The sequence below is a fragment of the Ideonella benzenivorans genome, from assembly GCF_020387415.1.
Classification (GTDB): Bacteria; Pseudomonadota; Gammaproteobacteria; order Burkholderiales; family Burkholderiaceae_C; genus Ideonella; species Ideonella benzenivorans.
Map to the genome: position 1 here is coordinate 193870 of NZ_JAGWCB010000010.1, position 20928 is coordinate 214797.

The window sequence follows — 20928 nt, forward strand, 5'->3', positions numbered from 1 at the left end:
AAACACCCGGTGGATGCTGATCCCGCCTCGCGGCGATGGCTTGGACGCAATTGCGGTGGGGACGGTGCTCAGCCCGTGAGCCCGACCGACAGGACGGCCTGCCGATAGCGGCCGGGCGTCAGGCCGTAGCAGCGCATGAACAGACGGTTCAGGTGGCTCTGGTCCACGAAACCGCAGGCCGCCGCCGTGTCGGCCAGACGGTGGCCGGCAGCGATCATCCGGCGCGCCCGCCCCAGGCGGCGCTGCATCTGGTAGGCATGCGGTGTCAGGCCGGTGGCCTGGGCGAAGGCCCTCAGGAAATGGAAGCGGCTGAGCCCGGCTTCCCGGGCCAGCGTCGCCAGGCTCAGCGACTCGGCGGAGGCGTCATCCAGCAGCTGCCGGGCCCGCTGCAGCCCAGCCGGCCGCGCCAGGCGTTGAGGCGCCAGCCGGTGGTGACCCAACCGGGCCAGCAGGGTGCACAGAGCCTCCTCCCCCGCCAGGGCGCCAGTGCCAGCCCCGGGGTCGGTGAAGGCCCGGTACAGACGGGCGAACCAGACGGCCAGGCCCGGCTCCCGCAGCACCGGCAGGCTGAACTCCCAGTGACCATGCCGGCCTTCGCTCAGGTCCTCGGCCTGCGTGTTCAGCCAGGCGGGGTCCAGATACAGCATGCGCCAGGACCGGCCGGCATCGCCCACCGGCTGGCCATCGTGCACCTCCCCGGGGTTGACGGTGATGAGGTCCCCCGCCTGGGCCTGCACTTGGCCGCGACCGCTGGCCGAGCGCTGGCTGCCGCGCAGGATGCAACCCACGCCGAACTGCTCGTGCACATGCCGGCCGAAGGCGCGGGCCGTGTCGGCCTCCACGGCTTCCACCTGCGGCAGGCGGCTGGGCACGATGCGAACCACCCCGGCGGTCGATCCGCATCGCGCCATGTTCGCCCCCTCAGGAACGGTAGTCGGCGTTGATGCTGACGTAATCGTGCGAGAGGTCGCAGGTCCAGACGGTGGCGCTGGCGGCGCCGCGGCCCAGGTTCACCCGCACGGTGATCTCGGCCTGCTTCATCACGCGCTGGCCGTCCTCCTCGCGGTAGGCCGGGTTGCGGCCACCCTCGGTGACCACATGCACGTCATCAAGGAACATCTCGATGCGGGTCTGGTCCAGGTCGGCGATGCCGGCATAGCCCACGGCGCAGAGAATGCGGCCCAGGTTGGGATCGCTGGCGAAGAAGGCCGTCTTGACCAACGGCGAGTGGGCGATGGCATAGGCCGCCAGCTTGCACTCGGCCTCGTCGCGGCCGCCCTCGATCTGCACGGTGATGAACTTGCTGGCGCCTTCGCCGTCGCGCACGATGGCCTGGGCCAGCTGCTGCGCCACCGCGAAGAGGGCCGCCTGCAGGGCCTGGCCCTCGGCGCTGTCCAGCGCGGTGATCTCGGCGTGGCCGGCCTGGCGGGTGGCGATCAGCACAAAGCTGTCGTTGGTGGAGGTGTCGCCGTCGATGGTGATGCGGTTGAACGAGGCATCGGCCGCGGCCTTGACCAGCGGCTGCAGCAGGGCCGGCGCGATCACCGCGTCGGTGGCAATGAAGCCCAGCATCGTCGCCATGTTGGGGCGGATCATGCCGGCGCCCTTGGAGATGCCGGTGACGGTGACGGTCTTGCCGCCAATCTGCACCTGGCGCGAAGCGGCCTTGGGCAGGGTGTCGGTGGTCATGATGCCGGCGGCAGCCTCGGCCCAGTGGGCCGGCGCCAGGTCGGCCAGCGCAGCCGGCAGACCGGCTTCGATGCGTTCGACCGGCAGCGTTTCCATGATGACGCCGGTGGAGAACGGCAGCACCTGCTGCGGCTGCACGCCCAGCAGGCCGGCCAGCGCGGCGGCGGTGCGGCGGGCGCGGGCCAGGCCGTCGGCGCCGGTGCCGGCGTTGGCATTGCCGGTGTTGATCACCAGCGCGCGGATGGCGCTGCCGGCGGCCAGCTGTTCGCGGCAGACCTGCACCGGCGCGGCGCAGTAGCGGTTCTGGGTGAACACACCGGCCACCGCCGAGCCCTCGGCGAGCTCGAGCACCACCAGGTCCTTGCGGTTCGCCTTTCGCACGCCGGCCTCGGCAATGCCCAGTCGCACGCCGGCGACGGGATGGAGTTGCTCGGGAACAGGGGCTTGCAGATTGACGGACATGGCGTTCGGTCGGAGGACGGTCGGACAGGGGTCGGAATGCGACCAGGGCGCCCGTGCTTCACGCCGCGGGCGCCCTGGAATGGGGTACCGGCATTGTAGAAGCCGGTAGACGTCAGCGGCGTGTCGCCGCCCGCCTCAAGCGCGCGGCTTGCGGCCCTTCTTGACGGGTGCGGCCGCGGGCGCTTCCGGCGCAGCGGCGAACAGCCGGGCGGCACGCCCTTTCAGCTCCAGCAGTTCGGACGGCGTGATCGAGTACTTGCGGCCGACCACATCCACCTCGATGCGGAACTCCACTTCCTTGCTGCCGTTGGACAGCATGCCGCAGGTGAATTCGTACTCGGGGTCTTCCGCCGGGAAGCCCTTGTACGGCGGGTCGTTCTCCTCGCTCAGCACCACGGCGTGGATCTCGCCGCTGGCGAGATCCAGGATGCCGGTGGACTCGACGACGGTCTCGCTCAGTTCGTCAACGATCTTGATGGGCAGTTGCAGGTCCAAGGCAGGCTCGCAAGGTTCTGGAAAGGGGGCGCATTGTAGGCGCCTTCGGCCCCATGCGCGCCCAGCGCAGACCTCAGCGCCGCAAGGCCTGCGGGTTCATCCAGGCCGCCCGGATCTTGCGCCCACAAGCCACGGAGGTGACATAGGGCTGCTGCTTGGGATCGGTGTTGTAGATGTTCACCAGGTCGTTGCGCGCGATCACGCCGTACCAGGTCTTGCTGGCATCCACCCAGGGATAGAAGCCGAACTTGCCGGGGCTGCTGAAGGCGCCGTCCCCCACCGTCGGATCGTCCTCGACCCAGTGCCCGAGCGAGTAGTGCCAGCGCTCGTCGCTGACGGTGTTGGGCCCGCCGGCCCGGGTGTTGTTGATGGGGCTGAACACCGCACTCGGGCAGGTGGGCAGGTTGGGCGTGGTGCAGACCGCATAGCTCCCCAGCAGCGGCTTCATGTGGCTGTAGGTGCCACTGATGAGATTGCGCAGGAACTGGGTGTAGCCGTTGACCACCACCCCCATGCCACCGGCCAACTCCGGGGTGGAGTAGATCAAGCGTTTGGTGTTGGGCAGTTGCCTGACGGCATCGCTCAACGCGCTGGCGTCATAGCCGCCATAGCCCAGCCGGTCGCCCAGCACCTGCATGTGCCCGCTGTCGTAGTAGAACGCGCCGATGTAGGTGTCGGTGCGGTCACCGTTGCTGCCGCCATTGCGCCCCGGCTCGGCCAGGCAGCCCCCCACCGTGGTGGTCGAAGAACAATGGTCGAAGTTGACGTAGCCCCCACTCATCGTCATCAGCATCTGCATGTCGTCCGTCACCTGCCCCTGGGCCTGTTCGACCATCAGCGTGGCCGCGACCCATTTGGAGCCCGAGGCAATCGGCAAGGCGCTGGACGAGGTGAAGGTCTTGGACGCCCCCGGAATGGGCGTGCCGCCCTGCCCGCTGCCCAAGGGTCCGCTGACATCCCCGATCTCCCAGTAGAACGGGGTGAGCCCCGTGCAACTGGCATCGGCGGTGGCCACCGCAGTGGCGGCGGCGATGCGGTCAGCGACCGTGACCGCGCCAGCGTTCCCCACCACGCAAGACATCACGCCGGCGGCGGCCAGCGCCCCCCACTGATACGGTGCCATGTGCTTCCCCAACGAAGTTCTGGCCGCCGGATTGGTTACCACGAAATGAATGTGGCGATCCGGTCGGTCTGTGAATAATTCCGCCGGAGTATGGCATTAAGTCACTTAATGACGATCTATTTTTTAGGGGTGCAGCCAAGCCTGACGGATTTTTCGCCCACACAGGCGCGAGGTGTTGTAGGGCATCTTGGTCGCGTCCAGGCTCATCGAATTGGCCAGGTCGTAGCGGGCCAGCACGCCATACCAGGTCTTGCTCTGGTCGATCCAGGGGTAGAAGCCGAACTTGCCGGGGCTGCTGAAGGCGCCGTCGCCGGTGGTCGGATCGTCCTCGACCCAGTGACCCAGTGCGTAATGCCAGCGGTCATCGCTGATGTCGTTCGGCCCCCCCGGGCGCGACTGGTTGATCGGGCTGAACAGCACGCCGCTGCAGTCGCTGCCGTTGGCGTGGGCGCACGCCGCATGCTGACCCAGCGCCGCGGCTGTCTGGGCCAGCGTGCCATCCAGCACATGGCGCAGGAACAGCGCATAGGTGGTGGCGTTGGTGCCCAGCCCCCCGGCCAGCTGCACGTTGGTGTAGCTGAAGGACCGCGCCGGCATGCCCGTGACGGTATGCAAGGCCGTGGTCAACACATCGGTCGTGTCGCTGCCCCAGCCGCGGTTGAGCGCATGCACCTGCATGTGACCCCCGCCGTAATAGAACTGGCCCGCCGCGCTGCTCACGTAATCGCCATTGGTCCCCCCCTGCCGCCCTGCCGCTGCCAGACAGGACGACACCGTGGTGCCGGCATTCGAACTGCAGTCGCTGAAGTTGGTGTAGCCCGCCCGCATGGTGAGTGCGGCCACATCGTCGGCGCTCAGCACGCCCTTCTGGGCTTCGATCACGCTGCTGGCGTAGACCCATTTGGAGGCGGAGGCCACCGGCATCAGCGTGGAGGCACTGGTCTTGGTCTTGCCAGCCCCTCCGGTGCCACTGCCCTGCTTGCCCGTCTTGTCGCCGATCTCCCAGTAGAACGGGGTCAGGCTGGTGCAGCTGGGATCGCTGCTGGCCACCTTGGCGGCAGCCGTCTGACGTTCGGTCACCGTAGGTGACGTGGTGGTTGTGGTGGTGACCGTGACGGCCTGGGCCTGGGCGGTCGGCGTGCTGCTGCTTGCGCTGTCCCCGCTGCCACCGCCACACCCTGCCACCAGGCCAGCCACGGCCCCCAGAAACAGCCCGCCTGACACACGCATCGCTTGATCTCCGAATCCGCCATGCCCATCGCATGGCGAACTCGATATCGACGCGAGGGCGTGCGCCTTAAACCGCGTGAAACGTCTGGAAACGGGCTTGTTCGGGTCTTTGCTTCATTCCGTCACGGTGGTCGGCAGCTGCACCGGGCTGCTGTGCCAGATGTCGTGCGCGTACTCGGCGATGGTGCGGTCGGACGAGAAGAAGCCCATGCCGGCCACGTTGAGCACGGCCTTGCGCGTCCATTCCTCCTCGGCCCGGTAGAGCGCGTCCACCTGATCCTGGGTGTCCACATAACTGCGGTAGTCGGCCAGCAGCAGGTAGTGGTCGCCCCAGTTCACCAGCGTGTCGACGATGGGCTGGTAGCGGGCCGGCTCGGCCGGGCTGAACCGGCCGCTGGCGAGCATGTCCAGCACGCCGGCCAGCTCGTCGTCCTCTTCCAGCCATTCGCGCGGCTGGTAGCCCCGGGCGCGCAGGCCGGCCACCTCCTCGGCGGTGTGGCCGAAGATGAAGATGTTGTCAGCCCCCACGTGCTCGCGCATCTCCACGTTCGCGCCATCCAGCGTGCCGATGGTCAGCGCGCCGTTCAGGCCGAACTTCATGTTGCCGGTGCCCGAGGCCTCGGTGCCGGCGGTGGAGATCTGCTCGGACAGGTCGGCCGCCGGGATGATGATCTCGGCCAGGCTGACGCTGTAGTTGGGGATGAACACCACCTTGAGGCGGTCGCCCACGCGCGGGTCGTTGTTGATGACCTGGGCCACGTCGTTGATGAGCCGGATCACCAGCTTGGCCATGTAGTAGGCCGAGGCCGCCTTGCCGGCGAACACCACCACCCGCGGCACCCACTGGGCGTCGGGCTGGTCCAGGATGCGGCGGTAGCGGGTGATGACGTGCAGCACGTTGAGCAACTGCCGCTTGTACTCGTGGATGCGCTTGACCTGCACATCGAACAGCGCGTCGACGTTCAGGTCCACGCCCAGGCGCTTCTGCACCAGCGCGGCCAGGCGTTCCTTGTTCTGCCGCTTGACCCGGCGGAAGGCGCCCAGGAAACCGGGCAGCTCGATCGCGGCCTTCAGCCCATCGAGCTGGTCGAGCTGGCGGCGCCAGCCGCGGCCGATGCGCTGGTCCAGCAGCTGCGCCAGGCCCGGGTTGGCCTGGGCCAGCCAGCGACGCGGCGTGATGCCGTTGGTCTTGTTGTTGAAGCGCTCGGGCCAGAGCTTGGCGAAGTCCGCGAAGATGGACTGCTTCATCAGCTCGGAGTGCAGCGCCGAGACGCCGTTGACGGAGTGGCTGGCCAGCACCGCCAGGTAGGCCATGCGCACCCGGCGCTCGCCGGTCTCGTCGACCAGCGACAGCTTGCGCTGCATCTCGGTGCCGCCGCCGTACTGGCTGGTCAGCTGGCCCAGGAAGCGGGCGTTGATGTCGAAGATGATGCGCAGGTGGCGCGGCAGCACCCGGCCCAGCACCTCCACCGGCCAGGTCTCCAGCGCCTCGTGCATCAGCGTGTGGTTGGTGTAGCTGAAGATCTTCTGGCAATGGCCCCAGGCCACGTCCCAGGGCAGGCGGTGCTCATCGACCAGCACCCGCATCAGCTCGGGGATGGCCAGCACCGGGTGGGTGTCGTTCAGGTGGATGCTGACCTTCTCGGACAGCAGGTCGAAGCTGGTGTGGCCGCGCAGGTAGCGGCGGATCAGGTCCTGCACGCTGGCCGAGACGAAGAAGTACTCCTGACGCAGGCGCAGCTCGCGGCCGGACGGCGTGGAGTCGTCCGGGTAGAGCACGCGCGAGACGTTCTCGCTGTGGTTCTTGGTCTCCACGGCACCGAAGTAGTTGCCCTGGTTGAAGGCCTTGAGGTCCATCTCCTCGGTGGCGCGGGCGCTCCACAGGCGCAGGGTGTTGGTGGCCATCGTCCCGTAGCCGGGGATGATGGTGTCATAGGCCATGGCCAGCACGTCGTCGGTGTCGACCCAGCGCACGCCGCCGTGCCCATCCTCCAGCCGGCCACCGAAACGCACGCGGTACACCACTTCCGGCCGCGGGAACTCCCAGGGGTTGCCGTGGGTGAGCCAGTAGTCGGGCGTCTCCACCTGGCGGCCGTCCTGGATCAGCTGACGGAACATGCCGTAGTCGTAGCGGATGCCGTAGCCCAGACCCGGCACGCCCAGCGTGGCCATCGAATCGAGGAAACAGGCCGCCAGCCGGCCCAGGCCGCCGTTGCCCAGCGCCGCATCGGGCTCCAGGTCGAACAGCTCGTCCAGGTCCACCTCCAGTTCCTTGAGGGCCTGCTTCAGCGCCGGCATCAGGTCCAGCGCCAGCACCGCGTTGCTGAAGGTGCGGCCGATCAGGAACTCCATCGAGAGGTAATAGACCCGCTTCACATCCTGCGCGTACTGGGCACGGGTGGTCTGCATCCAGCGCTCGACCAAGTGGTCTCGGATGGCGTAGGCCGCCGCATGCATCCAGTCCTCGGGCCGGGCCGAGACCGGGTCCTTGCCGACCTGGTAGATCAGCTTGTTGGCGATGTGGCGCTTGAGTGCCTGGACGCTGGTGCGCCCGACGTGGTCGTATTCATGCTCGAACTGGGTGACGTCCATCGCGGTCGGTCCTCAGGTACGGGAAGAAGGCAGGTCAGCGGCCCAGGGCCGCCCGGTACATGGCCAGATAGCCCTGGGCGGCCACCGCCCAATCGTGGTGCTGCGCCATCGCGGTGCGCTGAACCGAGACCCAGTCGCGCCGACGGCGGTACAGCGCGAAGGCCCGACGCACCGCGGCGTCCAGCCCTTCCTCGCTGAAGTCGTCGAACACGAAGCCGGTGGCGCGTCCCTCATCCAGGGCCTCCAGGGAACAGTCGGTCACGGTGTCGGCCAGCCCGCCCACGCGGCGCACCAGGGGCAGCGCACCATAGCGCAGGCCATAGAGCTGGGTCAGCCCGCAGGGCTCGAAGCGGGAAGGCACCATGATCACGTCGCCCCCGGCCACCATCTGATGGGCCAGGGATTCGTCGTAGCCGATGTGCACCCCCACCGAATCGGGCCAGCGGCTGGCCAGATCCCGGAATGCAGCTTCCATGCCGGCATCGCCGTTGCCCAGCAACGCGAACTGCCCGCCCCGGGCCGCCAGCTTGGGCAGCGCCTCCAGCACCAGGTGCAGGCCTTTCTGTTCGGTCAGCCGGCTCACCACCACGAACAGCGGCACATCCGGCACCGGCGCCAGGCCCAGCAGCTTCTGCAGCGCCGCCTTGTTGCGGCCCTTGCCGGTCAGCTTCAGGCCATCGTAGGCCGCGGTGATCAGCGGGTCCTTCGCCGGGTTCCAGACCGCCTCGTCCACGCCGTTCAGAATGCCGTGCAGCACCCCGGCGCGGCGGCGCAGCAGGCCATCCAGCCCCATGCCCTGCTCGGGCGACTGGATCTCATGCGCATAGGTCGGGCTCACCGTGCTGATGCGGTCGGCGTAGTACAGCCCGGCCTTCATGAAGTTCAGCGCGCCGTGGAACTCCAGCCCCTCGGGGTTGAAGAAGTGCAGCGGCAGACCCAGCTCGCCGAAGTGCCGGCCGTCAAAGCTGCCCTGGTAGGCCAGGTTGTGGATGGTGAAGACCGAGGCCACCGGCACCCCCATGGCCTTCATGCAGGCCGGCGCCAGCGCGGCATGCCAGTCGTGGGCGTGCACCAGTTCGGGCCGCCAGTAGCTGTCGGCCCCACCGGCCAGCTCGGCCGCAGCCCAGCCCAGGCGGGCAAAGCGCAGGTGGTTGTCGGCATAGGGATGGTGGCGCTCATCGGCGTACGGCCCGCCCGGCCGCTGGTACAGCGAGGGGGCGTCGACCACATAGGCCCAGGTGCCCACGGCAGGCAGCTCGCCATACAGCAAGCGGGCGCCGGGCACCGCGGCATGCGGCGCCAGCGGGTTGACGGTGACCGGGTTCTTCAACCCGGCCAGCACCGCCTCGAAGCCGGGCAGCAGCACCCGCACCTCGGCCCCGGCGGCCTGCAAGGCGGCAGGCAGCGCACCGGCCACATCGGCCAGCCCGCCTGTCTTCAACAGCGGAAAAATTTCGGCACAGACCTGCAAGACGCGCATGCGCCCTCCTCCTCAGAGCTTCTCCAGCATGGCACGGGTGACCAGCACCACGCCGCCCGGGCTGCGGTAGAAGCGCTTGGCATCCAGCTCGGCATCCTCGCCGATCACCAGCCCCTCGGGCAGCTTGCAGCGGCGGTCGATCACCGCGTTGCGGATGCGGCAGTGGCGGTTGACCTGCACGTCCGGCAACACCACGGTCCCGTCCAGCCGGCTGTAGGAACGCACCAGCACGTTCGAGAACAGCACCGAGTTCTGCACCGTGGCGCCCGAGACGATGCAGCCCCCCGAGACCAGCGAGTCGATCGCCTCGCCGCGCCGGCCTTCCTGGTTGTGCACGAACTTGGCCGGCGGCAGCTGTTCCTGGTAGGTCCAGATCGGCCATTCCTTGTCGTACATGTTCAGCTCGGGCGTGGTCGAGGCCAGGTCCAGGTTGGCCGCCCAGTAGGCGTCCACCGTGCCCACGTCGCGCCAGTAGGCCCGCGAGTATGGCGGGTTGGCGACAGCCGACATCGAGAACGGATGCGCCAGCGCCTGCCCCTCGGACACCGCCTTGGGAATCAGGTTGCGGCCGAAGTCGTGGTCGGATGTGGCGTCGCGCGCATCCTCGTCCAGCAGCCGATAGAGGTAATCGGCCGTGAAGATGTAGATGCCCATGCTGGCCAGCGACACGGCCGGGTTGCCCGGCATGGGGGGCGGGTCGGCCGGTTTCTCGACGAAGCTGGTGATGCTGCGGGTGTCGTCGACCGCCATCACGCCAAAGCCGGTGGCCTCCAGGCGGGGCACCTCGATGCAGCCCACCGTCACGCCCCGGCCGCTGCCGACGTGGTCGGCCAGCATGATGGAGTAGTCCATCTTGTAGACATGGTCGCCGGCCAGCACCACCACGTACTGCGGCGACATGTCGCGCACGATGTCCAGGTTCTGCCAGACGGCATCGGCGGTACCGCGGTACCAGTCCACCTCGTTGACGCGCTGCTGGGCCGGCAGCAGATCGATGAAGTCCCCCATCTCGCTGCGCATGAAGCTCCAGCCGCGCTGGATGTGGCGCAGCAGCGAATGCGATTTGTACTGCGTGACCACGCCGATGCGGCGCAGACCCGAGTTCACGCAGTTGGACAGCGCGAAATCAATGATGCGGAACTTGCCGCCGAAGTGCACCGCCGGCTTGGCCCGGTTGTCGGTCAGGTTCATCAGGCGGGAACCGCGCCCGCCGGCCAGCACCAGCGCCATGGTCCGCCGGGCCAGCCAGCGTGTCTCGGCGCTGCGGTTGAGGTCCATCTCTTCAGTCTCCAGGGAAATCATGCCAGGCCGTGCACCAGGGCGGGGTCGACCAGTTCGTGGCTGCACAGCACCTGCACGCTGCGCGCGGGCACGGTCAGCGGGCCGGGGGAATGGGCACCGTTGGGCGGCTGGCCCAGCGCGTGGCTGCTGTCAAAGCGGCCGATCCAGACCGGCCCGCGGCTGAGCGGCGGCAGCGTGAACACGCGGTCCTCCGCGGCAGGGTTGAACAGCAGCAGCGTCTCGTGGCCGGCGTCCGGCGGGGCCAGCTGCACCATCAGCGCCCGATCCCGGTGGTCGTGCCAGTCGCCCGCCGCGAGCACCGCGCCGTCGGGCCGCAGCCAGCGCACGTCGGGCAGGCCGTCCGGGCCCGGGCGGCCCTGCAGCCAGCGGTCGCCCCGCAGCGCAGGGTCGCAGCGGCGCAGCATCGTCAGACGGGCGATGCAGGCCCCCAGGCTGCGGCTTTCCGGTGCCGTCCAGTCCAGCCAGGTCAGCGCGCCATCCTGGCAATAGGCGTTGTTGTTGCCCTGCTGGGAGTGACCCAGCTCATCGCCCATCAGCAGCATGGGCGTGCCGCGCGCCAGCAGCAGCGTGCTCAACAAGGCGCGCTGCAGCCGGCCGCGCCGGGCCAGCACGGCCGGGTCGTGCGTCGGGCCCTCGATGCCACCGTTCCAGCTCAGGTTGTCGCCGTGGCCATCGCGGTTGCCCTCGCCGTTGGCCAGGTTGTGCCGTTCGTTGAAGCTCACCAGGTCGCGCAGCGTGAAGCCGTCGTGCGCGGTGACGAAGTTCAGGCTGGCGGCCGGGCGGCGCGGCCGCTTGGGGTCGTGCTGGAAGCGGTCGCTGGAGCCGGCCAGCCGGTTGGCCAACTCAGCCCGGTCGGCCCGCCGGTCCTCCGGGTGCAGCCAGTAGGCCCGCCAGGCATCACGGGCCTGATCGTTCCACTCGAACCAGCCCACCGGGAAGTGGCCCAGCTGGTAGCCGTCCGGCCCCAGGTCCCAGGGCTCGGCGATCACCAGGCAGCGGCGCAGCAGCGGGTCGGCCTGCCAGGCGCCGAAGAAGGCGGCCCCGGCGCTGTAACGGCCCAGATCGTCGCGGCCCAGCGTGGGCGCCAGGTCGAACCGGAAGCCGTCCACCCCGTAGGACTGCACCCAGTGCCGCAGCGCATCGATGACCATGCGCAGCACCATCGGCTCGGCCAGGTTCAGGGTGTTGCCGCAGCCGCTCCAGTCCTGGTAGCGGCCAGGTTGGGCCCCCTCGTGGCGGTACCAGTGGCGGTTGGCCAGGCCCTTCAGGCTGAGGCAGGGGCCTTGCAGGTCGGTCTCGGCGCTGTGGTTGAAGACCATGTCCAGCACCACCTCGAAACCGGCCCGGCGCAGCGTGGCGATGGCCTGGCGCAGTTCCTCGGCCGGGCTCAGGCCGTCCTGCCCACTGGCATAGCGGGGCTCGGGCGCCATGAAACCAATCGGCGTGTAGCCCCAGTGGTTGGACAGGCCCAGACGCTGCAGCCGGGCCTCGTCAGCCCGCGCCTGCACCGGCATCAGCTCCAGCGTGGTCACCCCCAGGTGCTTCCAGTGGGCGATCAGGGCCGGATGGGCCAGGCCGGCATAGGTGCCGCGCAAGGCCTCGGGCACGTCCGGGTGCAGCGCGCTGGCGCTGCGCACATGCACCTCGGCCACCACGCGGTGCCCCAGTGGCACCGAGGGCACGTTGACCACCGGCGCCCGCGCGGGCGCCAGCACCCGGGCCTTCAGGGCGACATCGCCGTTGTCGAGCGGGTGCGGGCGGTTCGGATCAGCGGGATCGAAATCCAGGTAGCGGTCCAGATCGCCGGCATAGCGCCCCACCACCTCGTGGGCGTAGGGGTCCAGCAGCAGCCGCTGCGGGTTGAACCGCAGGCCCTGGGCCGGCGCCCAGCGGCCCGCCGCGCGCCAGCCATAGACCTGCCCCGCCTCGACCCCCGGCACGGTGGCGTGCCAGATGCCCAGGTGGCTGTGCGGCACCGGCAGGCGCTGCCGCTCATGCCGACCGCTGTCGTCGAACAGGCAGAGCCAGACGGCCTCGGCCTCGGGCGCCCAGACGGCGAACTGCGCCCCGCCGGCCACCAGATGCGCGCCCAGGTGGTGCGGATCCCCCGGCGCCAGCGGCTGCATCGCTTCGCTCCCCATTGGAATCACCCCACCTGCCCCTGCGGCACCAACATCACCGTGGCCAGCGGCGGCAGCGTCAGGCGCACCGACTGCGGCCAGCCATCACAGGGCACCTCCTCGACGACCAGCGGCCCGGGCGACACGCCGCTGCCACCGTAGACCACATCGTCGGTGTTGAGCAGCAGGCGCCAGGCGCCGCCCTGCGGCAGGCCCAGCCGGTAGCCGTGGCGCACCTCGGGTGTGAAGTGGGCGATGACGACCACCCGCTGCCCATCGGCCGCACCCGGTGCCGCACGGCGCTCGCAGGCCAGCACCGACTGCGCCGCGTCGTCGTGGCGCAGCCACTGGAAGCCGGCCGAGTCGTGGTCCAGCCGGTGGAGCGCCGGGTGGTGGCGCAGCACGCGGTTCAGATCGCGCACCAGGCGCTGCAGCCCGGCGTGCGGCGCATGGGCCAGCAGATGCCAGGGCAGGCTGGTGTCGGCGTTCCATTCTTCCCAGGGGCCGATCTCGTTGCCCATGAAGAGCAGCTTCTTGCCCGGGTGACCCCACATCCAGCCATAGGCGGCGCGCAGCGTGGCAAAGCGCTGCCAGGTGTCGCCGGGCATCTTGGCCACCATCGAGCCCTTGCCGTGCACCACCTCGTCGTGCGAGATGGGCAGCACGAAGTTCTCGCTGAAGGCGTACATCAGCGAGAAGCGCATCTCGTCCTGGTGCCAGCGGCGGTGGATGGGTTCGCGCGCCAGGTAGCGCAGCGTGTCGTTCATCCAGCCCATGTTCCACTTGTAGTGGAAGCCCAGGCCGCCGGACTGCGCATCGTCCGAGGGCGGCCGGGTCACGCCGGGGAAGGCGGTGGACTCCTCGGCGATCATGATGGCCTCGGGCCGCTCGATGCCGATGGTGCGGTTGAGCCGGCGCAGGAACTCGATCGCCTCCAGGTTCTCGCGCCCGCCCCAGCGGTTGGGGATCCACTCGCCCTCGCGGCGGCTGTAGTCGCGGTAGAGCATCGAGGCCACCGCGTCCACCCGCAGCCCGTCGATGCCGAAGCGCTCAATCCAGTACAGCGCGTTGCCGATCAGGAAGTTGCGCACCTCCACCCGGCCGTAGTTGTAGATCAGCGTGTTCCAGTCGGGGTGGTAGCCCTCGCGCTTGTCCTGGTGCTCATACAAGCAGGTGCCGTCGAACCAGGCCAGGCCATGTTCATCGGTCGGAAAATGGGCCGGCACCCAGTCCAGGATCACCCCCAGGCCGGCGGCATGGGCCGCCTCGACGAAGGCCTTGAATTCCTCCGGCTGGCCAAAACGCGCGGTGGGCGCGAACAGGCCCACCGGCTGGTAGCCCCAGGAACCGTCGAAGGGGTGCTCCTGCACCGGCATCAGCTCCAGGTGGGTGAAACCCATCTCGGCCACGTAGGGGATCAGCTGTTCGGCCAGCTCGGTGTAGCTGAGCCAGCGGCCATCGTGGCCGCGCCGCCAGGAGCCCAGGTGCACCTCGTAGATGCTGATGGGCGCGTCCAGCGCATTGGCCCGGCCACGGGCGGCGTCGCGCGCCACGCCAGCGGGCAGGCGCTGCACGATGCAGGCGGTGCCCGGCCGCAGCTCGGCCCGATTGGCATAGGGGTCGGCCTTCTGGCGCAGCACGCCGTCGCGGCCCAGCACCTCGAAACGGTAGTAATCGCCCTCGGCCGCATGGGGCACGAAGATCTCCCACACGCCGGCGCCGGGGTGCCGGCGCATGGCATGGCGGCGGCCATCCCACTGGTTGAAGCTGCCCACCACCGAGACCCGCTGGGCCGCGGGCGCCCAGACGGCAAAGCGCACGCCGGCCACCCCTTCCACCACCAGCGGGTGGCCGCCCAGCGCCTCGTAGGGGCGCAGGTGGGTGCCCTCGGCCAGCCACCACAGTTCCGCCTCGCGCAACTGGCTGCCGAAGCGGTAGGCGTCTTCCAGCAGCACGGGGCCCTGGCCCCAGTCGATGCGCAGCTTGTAGGTGCCCGGCAGCTGGGGCCGCTGCACGCACCACAGGTCGGTGTGGGGCACCTGCGCCAGGTCCGCCAGCCACTGGCCCTCGGCATCGGTCACGGCCACCTGGTGGGCCCCGGGCAGCAGGGCCCGCAGGGTCGTGCCCTCGCGGTCGGTGTGCGGCCCCAGCACCGAGAACGGATCGCCATGCTGGGCGGTCTGCAGGGCGGCGATGGTGGCCGCATCGGGAGCGCCGGGCGGCAGCGCGGCGGGACGGTCGGCCATCGGCCCGGGTACGGCTGGGGACATGCGAGCTTTCAGCGTGTTGCGAGGGCCGCGCTGTAAGGCGGCAGGTGCCACTCCCGGCCATCGGCCGACAAGACGGCGGACGCCAGCGGCGCACCCTGGGCTGGCGCCAATCCCCCCAGGGTATCAGGTAACAAGAGGTTCACGGCCCGACTCCCCAGGTTGAAACCCAGCACCAGCGCGGGCTGGCCCGGCCAGCGGCGCTCGAACAGCAGCGTGTGCGGCCCCTGGGCGTGGTGGAAGACGATCTTCCCCCAGCGCAGCGCCGGCTGGCCACGGCGCCAGGCCAGCAGCCCCCGGGTCTGCGACAGCACGCTGGCCGGCTCCAGCTCCTGCACGTCCACCGCCCGGTCGGCGTGGTCCAGCCCCAGCGGCAGCCAGGGCTCCGCCCCGGCGTTGAAGCCAGCCTGCGGCGCGTCCTTCCACCAAGGCATGGGCGTGCGGCAACCGTCGCGCCCCTTGAAGCGTGGCCAGAAGGCCTTGCCGTAGGGGTCCTGCAGCCGCTCGAAGGGGATGTCAGCCTCGGGCAGGCCCAGTTCCTCGCCCTGGTAGAGGCAGACGCTGCCCTTCAGGCTGAGCAGCAGCGCCAGCAGTGTGATGGACAGGTGATCGTGGGGCTGGCCGTGCGGCGCCCAGCGCGTGGCCACCCGCGGCACGTCGTGGTTGGACAAGGCCCAGCAGCCCCAGCCGCCGGTGCGGGCCAGCTCGGCCTCCAGCCCCTCGACCTGCTCGCGGATGTGCGGGCCGGAGGCCTCGGGGGTCAGCAGCGCAAAGCTGTAGGCCATGTGCAGGCGCTTGCCCGCCTCGGTGTAGTCGGCCATCACCGGCAGCGGGTGCTCGTCGCCCACCTCACCGATGCTGGCGGCGCCGAATTCATCCAGCACCGCGCGCAGCCGCTCCAGGAAGGCCAGGTTCTCCGGCTGGGTCTTGTCGTAGAGGTGGCGCTGCATCGCGTACGGGTTGTCCGGCCGCACGGTGCTGACGCCCGCCTGCTCGTCGGCTGTGGCCGGCGGGTTGCTGCGCAGCTGCGCATCATGGAACTGGTGGTTGCAGGCATCGAAGCGAAAGCCATCCACCCCGCGCTCGCACCAGAAGCGCACCTCGCCCAACAGCGCGTCCTGCACGTCCGGATGGTGAAAGTTCAGGTCGGCCTGGCTGCTCAGGAAGCTGTGCTGGTAGTACTGGCGGCGCTGGCTGTCCCACTGCCAGGCCGAGCCGCCGAACACGCTCAACCAGTTGTTGGGCGGTGTGCCATCGGGCTGCGGGTCGGCCCAGACATACCAGTCGGCCCGGGGGTTGTCGCGGCTCTCGCGGCTGGCGCGGAACCAGGCGTGCTCGACCGAGGTGTGCGAGAGCACCTGGTCGATCATCACCTTCAGGCCCAGGGCGTGGGCACGGGTGATCAGTGCGTCGAAATCGTCCAGCGTGCCGAACAGCGGATCCACCTGCCGGTAATCGGCCACGTCGTAGCCGAAGTCGGCCATCGGCGACTTGAAGAAGGGCGACACCCAGATCGCGTCCACCCCCAGGTGGGCGACATAGTCCAGGTGCTCGGTGATGCCGCGCAAGTCCCCCACCCCGTCGTTGTTGCTGTCGGCAAAGCTGCGGGGGTAGATCTGGTAGATGACCGCACCGCGCCACCAGTCCTGCCCGGCCCGGTCGCTGTCACAGGCCGGGGAAGTGGCGGCAAATGGGGCAGACATGCGCGGTCCTTTCCTCAGGAATCGTCCAGATGGCCCGGACAGACCGATCTTGCCTCAGGCCCGTGACAGCACCAAGCCCATTCGTGGCCAAGTTGCACCGCAATGGGGCTGGCTGGCCGGTGGCACCGCGATTGCAGGATACTGGCCCGATGGCCTCGGCGCCCGATGCGCCTGGCCGCTGGAGAACCGGATGGAACTGACCCCCCGCGAAAAAGACAAGCTGCTGATCTTCACCGCCGCTCTGCTGGCCGAGCGCCGCCTGGCCCGAGGCCTGAAGCTCAATTACCCCGAGGCCGTGGCCCTGATCACGGCCGCCATCATGGAAGGTGCCCGCGACGGCAAGAGCGTGGCCGCGCTGATGAGCGAAGGCAAGACCGTGCTCAAGCGCGACCAGGTGATGGACGGCGTGGCCGAACTGATCCCCGAGATCCAGGTGGAGGCCACCTTCCCCGATGGCACCAAGCTGGTCACCGTGCACCAGCCCATTGCCTGACGCACACCCGAAGTGCATTCAGCCCTGATTGCGAACCGAACCTGGAGAACGCCCGATGAACGCCCACGCTGACCAAACTTTGCTGCCACGCGGCGGCTTCCTGCGCCCCGCCCTGGCCGCCGCCCTCACCGCCCTGCCGCTGATGGCCTCGGCCCACATGGGCGCCGATGCCGGCGGCCACCACAGCTTTGTCGACGGCCTGGTCCACCCCTTCACCGGCCTGGACCACCTGAGCGCCATGCTGGCCGTGGGCCTGTGGAGCGGCCTGAACGCCCGCCGCGCCTGGGTGGCGCCGCTGAGCTTTGCCAGCCTGCTGCTGGTGGGCGCGCTGCTGGCCACGGCCGGCCTGGCCTTCCCGGCGGTGGAGCCGATGATCGCCGCCTCGCTGCTGGTGATCGGCCTGCTGCTGGCCAGCCAGCGCCAGCTGCCGGCCCCGGTGGCGGCCGTGCTGGTGGGCGGCTTCGCCCTCTTCCACGGCGCCGCCCACGGCAGCGAGCTGAGCGCCGGCCCGGCCCTGGCCGGCATGGTGCTGGCCACCGCCGCACTGCACCTGGCCGGCCTGGGCCTGGGCCGCTGGCTGAAGGCCCGTGGCGGCCTGCTGCCGCGGGTGACGGCCCTCGCCGGTGGCGCCGGCATGGCGGCCTTCGGCGCCTCGCTGCTGCTGGGCTGAGCGGGAGCGTGACGATGATTCCCGGAGAACTCATCACCGACGACGGCGAGCTGGACCTGAACCCCGGCCGCCGCACCCTCACCCTGGTGGTGGAAAACGCCAGCGACCGCCCGATCCAGGTCGGATCGCACTACCACTTCGCCGAGACCAACGCCGGCCTGCGCTTTGACCGCGAGGCCGCCCGCGGCATGCGGCTGCACATCGCCAGCGGCACCGCCGTGCGCTTCGAGCCCGGCCAGCAACGCACCGTGGAGCTGGTGGACTACGCCGGCAGCCGCACGGTCTATGGCTTCCGCGGCCTGGTGCAAGGAAAGCTCTGAACTGACATGACCACGATTGGAAAACGCGCCTACGCCGAGATGTTCGGCCCCACTGTGGGCGACCGCCTGCGCCTGGCCGACACCGAGCTCATCCTCGAAGTCGAGCAGGACTACACCCTGAAGGCCGGCGGCTACGGCGAGGAAGTGAAGTTTGGTGGCGGCAAGACCATCCGCGACGGCATGGGCCAGAGCCAGGTCGTCAACGGCCCCCATCCACACGAAGCCTGCGACTGCGTCGTCACCAACGCCGTCATCCTGGACCACTGGGGCATCGTCAAGGCCGACATCGGCATCAAGGGCCAACGCATCGTCGCCATCGGCAAGGCCGGCAACCCCGACGTGCAGCCGGGCGTGGACATCGTCATCGGCCCGGGCACCGAGATCATCGCCGGCGAAGGCATGATCGTCACCGCCGGCGGCATCGACACCCACATCCACTTCATCTGCCCACAGCAGATCGAGGAGGCCCTGGCCAGCGGCGTCACCACGATGATCGGCGGCGGCACCGGTCCGGCCACCGGCACCTTTGCCACCACCTGCACCCCGGGGCCGGAGAACCTGCGCCGCATGCTGGAAGCGGCCGATGCCTTCCCGATGAACCTGGGCTTTCTGGGCAAGGGCAACGCCAGCCGGCCCGAGGCCCTGCATCAGCAGGTCGAGGCCGGCGCCATCGGCCTGAAGCTGCACGAGGACTGGGGCACCACCCCGGCGGCCATCGACTGCTGCCTCTCCGTGGCCGAAGAGACGGACGTGCAGGTGGCCATCCACACCGACACGCTCAACGAGAGCGGCTTCGTGGAGAACACCATCGCCGCCTTCAAGGGCCGCACCATCCACAGCTTCCACACCGAAGGCGCGGGCGGCGGCCATGCGCCGGACATCATGAAGGTGGTGGGCGAGGCCAATGTGCTGCCCAGCTCCACCAACCCCACGCGCCCGTTCACCGTCAACACGCTGGACGAGCACCTGGACATGCTGATGGTGTGCCACCACCTCGATGCGTCGATCGCCGAGGACCTGGCCTTCGCCGAAAGCCGCATCCGACGCGAGACCATCGCCGCCGAGGACATCCTGCATGACCTGGGCGCGATCAGCATGTTCAGCTCCGACAGCCAGGCCATGGGCCGGGTGGGCGAGGTGATCATCCGCTGCTGGCAGACGGCCCACAAGATGAAGGTGCAGCGCGGCAAGCTGCCCGACGACGGCGCCCGCAACGACAACGCCCGCATCAAGCGCTACATCGCCAAGCTGACCATCAACCCCGCGCTGGCCCACGGCATCAGCCACGAGGTGGGCAGCGTGGAGGTGGGCAAGTGGGCCGACCTGGTGTTCTGGCGCCCGGCCTTCTTCGGCGTCAAGCCCAGCCTGGTGCTCAAGGGCGGCTTCATCGCCATGGCCGCCATGGGTGACCCCAACGCCAGCATCCCCACCCCGCAGCCGGTGCATTACCGCCCGCAGTTCGGCGCCTTCGGCGGCGCCCTCGCCCAGACCTCGCTGACCTTTGTCAGCCAGGCTGCGCTGAAGAATGGGGCCGCCGAGGGCTACGGCCTGCACAAGCACCTGGCCGCCGTGAAGGGCTGCCGCACCGTGAACAAGGCCGCGATGGTGCACAACCACTACGCCCCGGTGATGGAGATCGACGCGCAGACCTATGCGGTGCGCGCCGACGGCCAGCTGCTGACCTGCGAACCGGCCACCGTGCTGCCGATGGCGCAGCGGTATTTCCTGTTCTGACGCCCCCCTTCAGGCCCCACCGGCTTGAACCAGCAACGGCCTCCCCTGCGGGAGGCCGTTTTGCTTTGGGCGCACACGCCCCCCTTGACGCCAGTGCCACCCCCAAAGGAATGGATACGTTCGCCGCACGAACTGGCGGGCCCTGCGTTCCCCCCGCGGCAACTGCTACCGTTCAGCGAACGATCCCCTGGTGAGCAGACCGCTCACCAGCCCTTTGAGAAATCGTCCATGAAGCGCGACCCCAGCATGACAGCCACATCAGTTCAGATCGGCCTGATCGGCGATCACACCCCCTCGGTGGTGGCCCACCGCGCCATCCCGATGGCACTGCAACACGCGGCCCAGACGAACCAGGTCTCCGTTGAATTCGAGTGGGTTCCGACCGAAGAGATCACCTCGCCCGAGCGTCTGCTTGGCTTTGATGGCCTGTGGTGCGTGCCGGCCAGCCCCTACCGCAGCATGGCGGGCGCTCTGCGGGGCATTCGCCATGCCCGCGAAAGTGCAACGCCCTTCCTGGGCACCTGTGGCGGCTTTCAACATGCGGTCGTCGAGTACGCCCGGCACGTGCTGGGCTGGGCCGATGCCGATCACGGCGAGACCGCCTCGGAAGCGGCCCGCTGGGTGATTGCGCCACTCACCTGCGCTCTGGTCGAAATCACCCACCCGGTGCAACTGGCGCCCAACAGCCGCTTGGCAGTCGCCTATGGCGGCGACACCGCCACCGAGGGCTACCGCTGCCGTTATGGGCTGAACCCGGAATTCCAGGCGCAGCTGCTGGCCGGGCCGCTGCGCGCCACGGCCCACGACAGCACCGGCGAAGTCCGGGCCATCGAACTGGACAATCACCCCTTCTTCGTCGCCACGCTGTTTCAACCGGAACGCGCGGCCCTCCAAGGCCGGACCGCGCCACTGGTGAATGCCTTTGTGCGCGCCTGCACCATCCAAGCTGCGACGTGACCCCACGGCCAGGAGTCCCCCATGCTGTTTGCCGCTCTCCTCACCGACCAGCCCAGGCATGGCGCCCTGCGTGCCAAACAGTTGCATTCGCCCATGGACTGGGCGAATGCGCTGGTCTGAGCACCATTCAGCGCATCGCTCGCGATGCAGACTGCCGCTCCCCTGGTCGTGGGGTGGCCACCTCACGAGTTCCCCGAGGGGGCTCCTGAGCGCCTCGGCGCAAGATGCGCCCGCCGTTCCAACCACTCCCGCGTCAACGCCTCATGCATGACCCCTGTCGCCACGCTGTTC

The 20928-nt window shown here is 69.2% G+C and carries 16 protein-coding genes; 5 read left to right on the top strand and 11 right to left on the bottom strand.

The window, feature by feature from the left end; translation table 11 throughout:
• Positions 1 to 68 precede the first annotated feature (68 nt).
• The 11 genes from KGA65_RS09520 to KGA65_RS09570 form a co-directional block, all read right to left on the bottom strand.
• Complete coding sequence (locus KGA65_RS09520) at positions 69 to 911, bottom strand: AraC family transcriptional regulator (RefSeq protein ID WP_225862910.1); 843 nt, start codon at positions 909 to 911, stop codon at positions 69 to 71.
• Between the two features lie 10 nt (positions 912 to 921).
• Positions 922 to 2151, bottom strand: a complete 1230-nt coding sequence (gene argJ, locus KGA65_RS09525; RefSeq protein ID WP_225862911.1) for a bifunctional glutamate N-acetyltransferase/amino-acid acetyltransferase ArgJ — start codon at positions 2149 to 2151, stop codon at positions 922 to 924.
• 135 nt (positions 2152 to 2286) lie between these two features.
• Positions 2287 to 2646: a hypothetical protein gene (locus tag KGA65_RS09530; protein ID WP_225862912.1), complete on the bottom strand. Its 360-nt coding sequence runs from the start codon at positions 2644 to 2646 to the stop codon at positions 2287 to 2289.
• Between the two features lie 73 nt (positions 2647 to 2719).
• The gene (locus tag KGA65_RS09535; RefSeq protein ID WP_225862913.1) at positions 2720 to 3769 is read right to left on the bottom strand and encodes a hypothetical protein; all 1050 of its coding nucleotides are present in this window, start codon (positions 3767 to 3769) and stop codon (positions 2720 to 2722) included.
• 123 nt (positions 3770 to 3892) lie between these two features.
• The gene (locus tag KGA65_RS09540) at positions 3893 to 4849 is read right to left on the bottom strand and encodes a hypothetical protein (protein WP_225862914.1); all 957 of its coding nucleotides are present in this window, start codon (positions 4847 to 4849) and stop codon (positions 3893 to 3895) included.
• Between the two features lie 264 nt (positions 4850 to 5113).
• Positions 5114 to 7591, bottom strand: a complete 2478-nt coding sequence (locus tag KGA65_RS09545) for a glycogen/starch/alpha-glucan phosphorylase (protein ID WP_225862915.1) — start codon at positions 7589 to 7591, stop codon at positions 5114 to 5116.
• 34 nt (positions 7592 to 7625) lie between these two features.
• Positions 7626 to 9071 carry a glycogen synthase GlgA gene (gene glgA, locus KGA65_RS09550; protein WP_225862916.1) on the bottom strand — a complete coding sequence of 482 codons (1446 nt, stop codon included), beginning with the start codon at positions 9069 to 9071 and terminating at the stop codon, positions 7626 to 7628.
• A 12-nt stretch (positions 9072 to 9083) separates the two neighbouring features.
• The gene (gene glgC, locus KGA65_RS09555; protein WP_375142623.1) at positions 9084 to 10373 is read right to left on the bottom strand and encodes a glucose-1-phosphate adenylyltransferase; all 1290 of its coding nucleotides are present in this window, start codon (positions 10371 to 10373) and stop codon (positions 9084 to 9086) included.
• Positions 10370 to 12499 carry a glycogen debranching protein GlgX gene (glgX, locus tag KGA65_RS09560; RefSeq protein WP_225862917.1) on the bottom strand — a complete coding sequence of 710 codons (2130 nt, stop codon included), beginning with the start codon at positions 12497 to 12499 and terminating at the stop codon, positions 10370 to 10372. Before glgX ends, glgC begins: the two co-directional genes overlap by 4 nt.
• A 20-nt stretch (positions 12500 to 12519) precedes the next feature.
• A complete protein-coding gene (gene glgB / locus KGA65_RS09565) occupies positions 12520 to 14763 on the bottom strand; it encodes a 1,4-alpha-glucan branching protein GlgB (RefSeq protein WP_375142624.1) in 2244 nt (747 codons plus the stop codon).
• 8 nt (positions 14764 to 14771) lie between these two features.
• Complete coding sequence (locus KGA65_RS09570) at positions 14772 to 16463, bottom strand: alpha-amylase family glycosyl hydrolase (protein WP_225862918.1); 1692 nt, start codon at positions 16461 to 16463, stop codon at positions 14772 to 14774.
• A gap of 190 nt (positions 16464 to 16653) precedes the next feature.
• On the opposite strand from KGA65_RS09570, the gene KGA65_RS09575 reads away from it, so the two are divergent.
• From KGA65_RS09575 to KGA65_RS09595, 5 genes are all read left to right on the top strand, one after another.
• Positions 16654 to 16956, top strand: coding sequence for an urease subunit gamma (locus tag KGA65_RS09575; protein ID WP_225862919.1), 303 nt, complete (start codon positions 16654 to 16656; stop codon positions 16954 to 16956).
• Positions 16957 to 17011: 55 nt separating this feature from the next.
• Positions 17012 to 17626 carry a HupE/UreJ family protein gene (locus tag KGA65_RS09580; protein WP_225862920.1) on the top strand — a complete coding sequence of 205 codons (615 nt, stop codon included), beginning with the start codon at positions 17012 to 17014 and terminating at the stop codon, positions 17624 to 17626.
• Between the two features lie 14 nt (positions 17627 to 17640).
• Positions 17641 to 17946, top strand: coding sequence for an urease subunit beta (locus KGA65_RS09585; protein WP_225863449.1), 306 nt, complete (start codon positions 17641 to 17643; stop codon positions 17944 to 17946).
• Positions 17947 to 17952: 6 nt separating this feature from the next.
• Positions 17953 to 19680: an urease subunit alpha gene (ureC, locus tag KGA65_RS09590; RefSeq protein ID WP_225862921.1), complete on the top strand. Its 1728-nt coding sequence runs from the start codon at positions 17953 to 17955 to the stop codon at positions 19678 to 19680.
• Between the two features lie 228 nt (positions 19681 to 19908).
• A complete protein-coding gene (locus KGA65_RS09595) occupies positions 19909 to 20637 on the top strand; it encodes a CTP synthase C-terminal region-related (seleno)protein (RefSeq protein WP_225862922.1) in 729 nt (242 codons plus the stop codon).
• Positions 20638 to 20928: the final 291 nt, after the last annotated feature.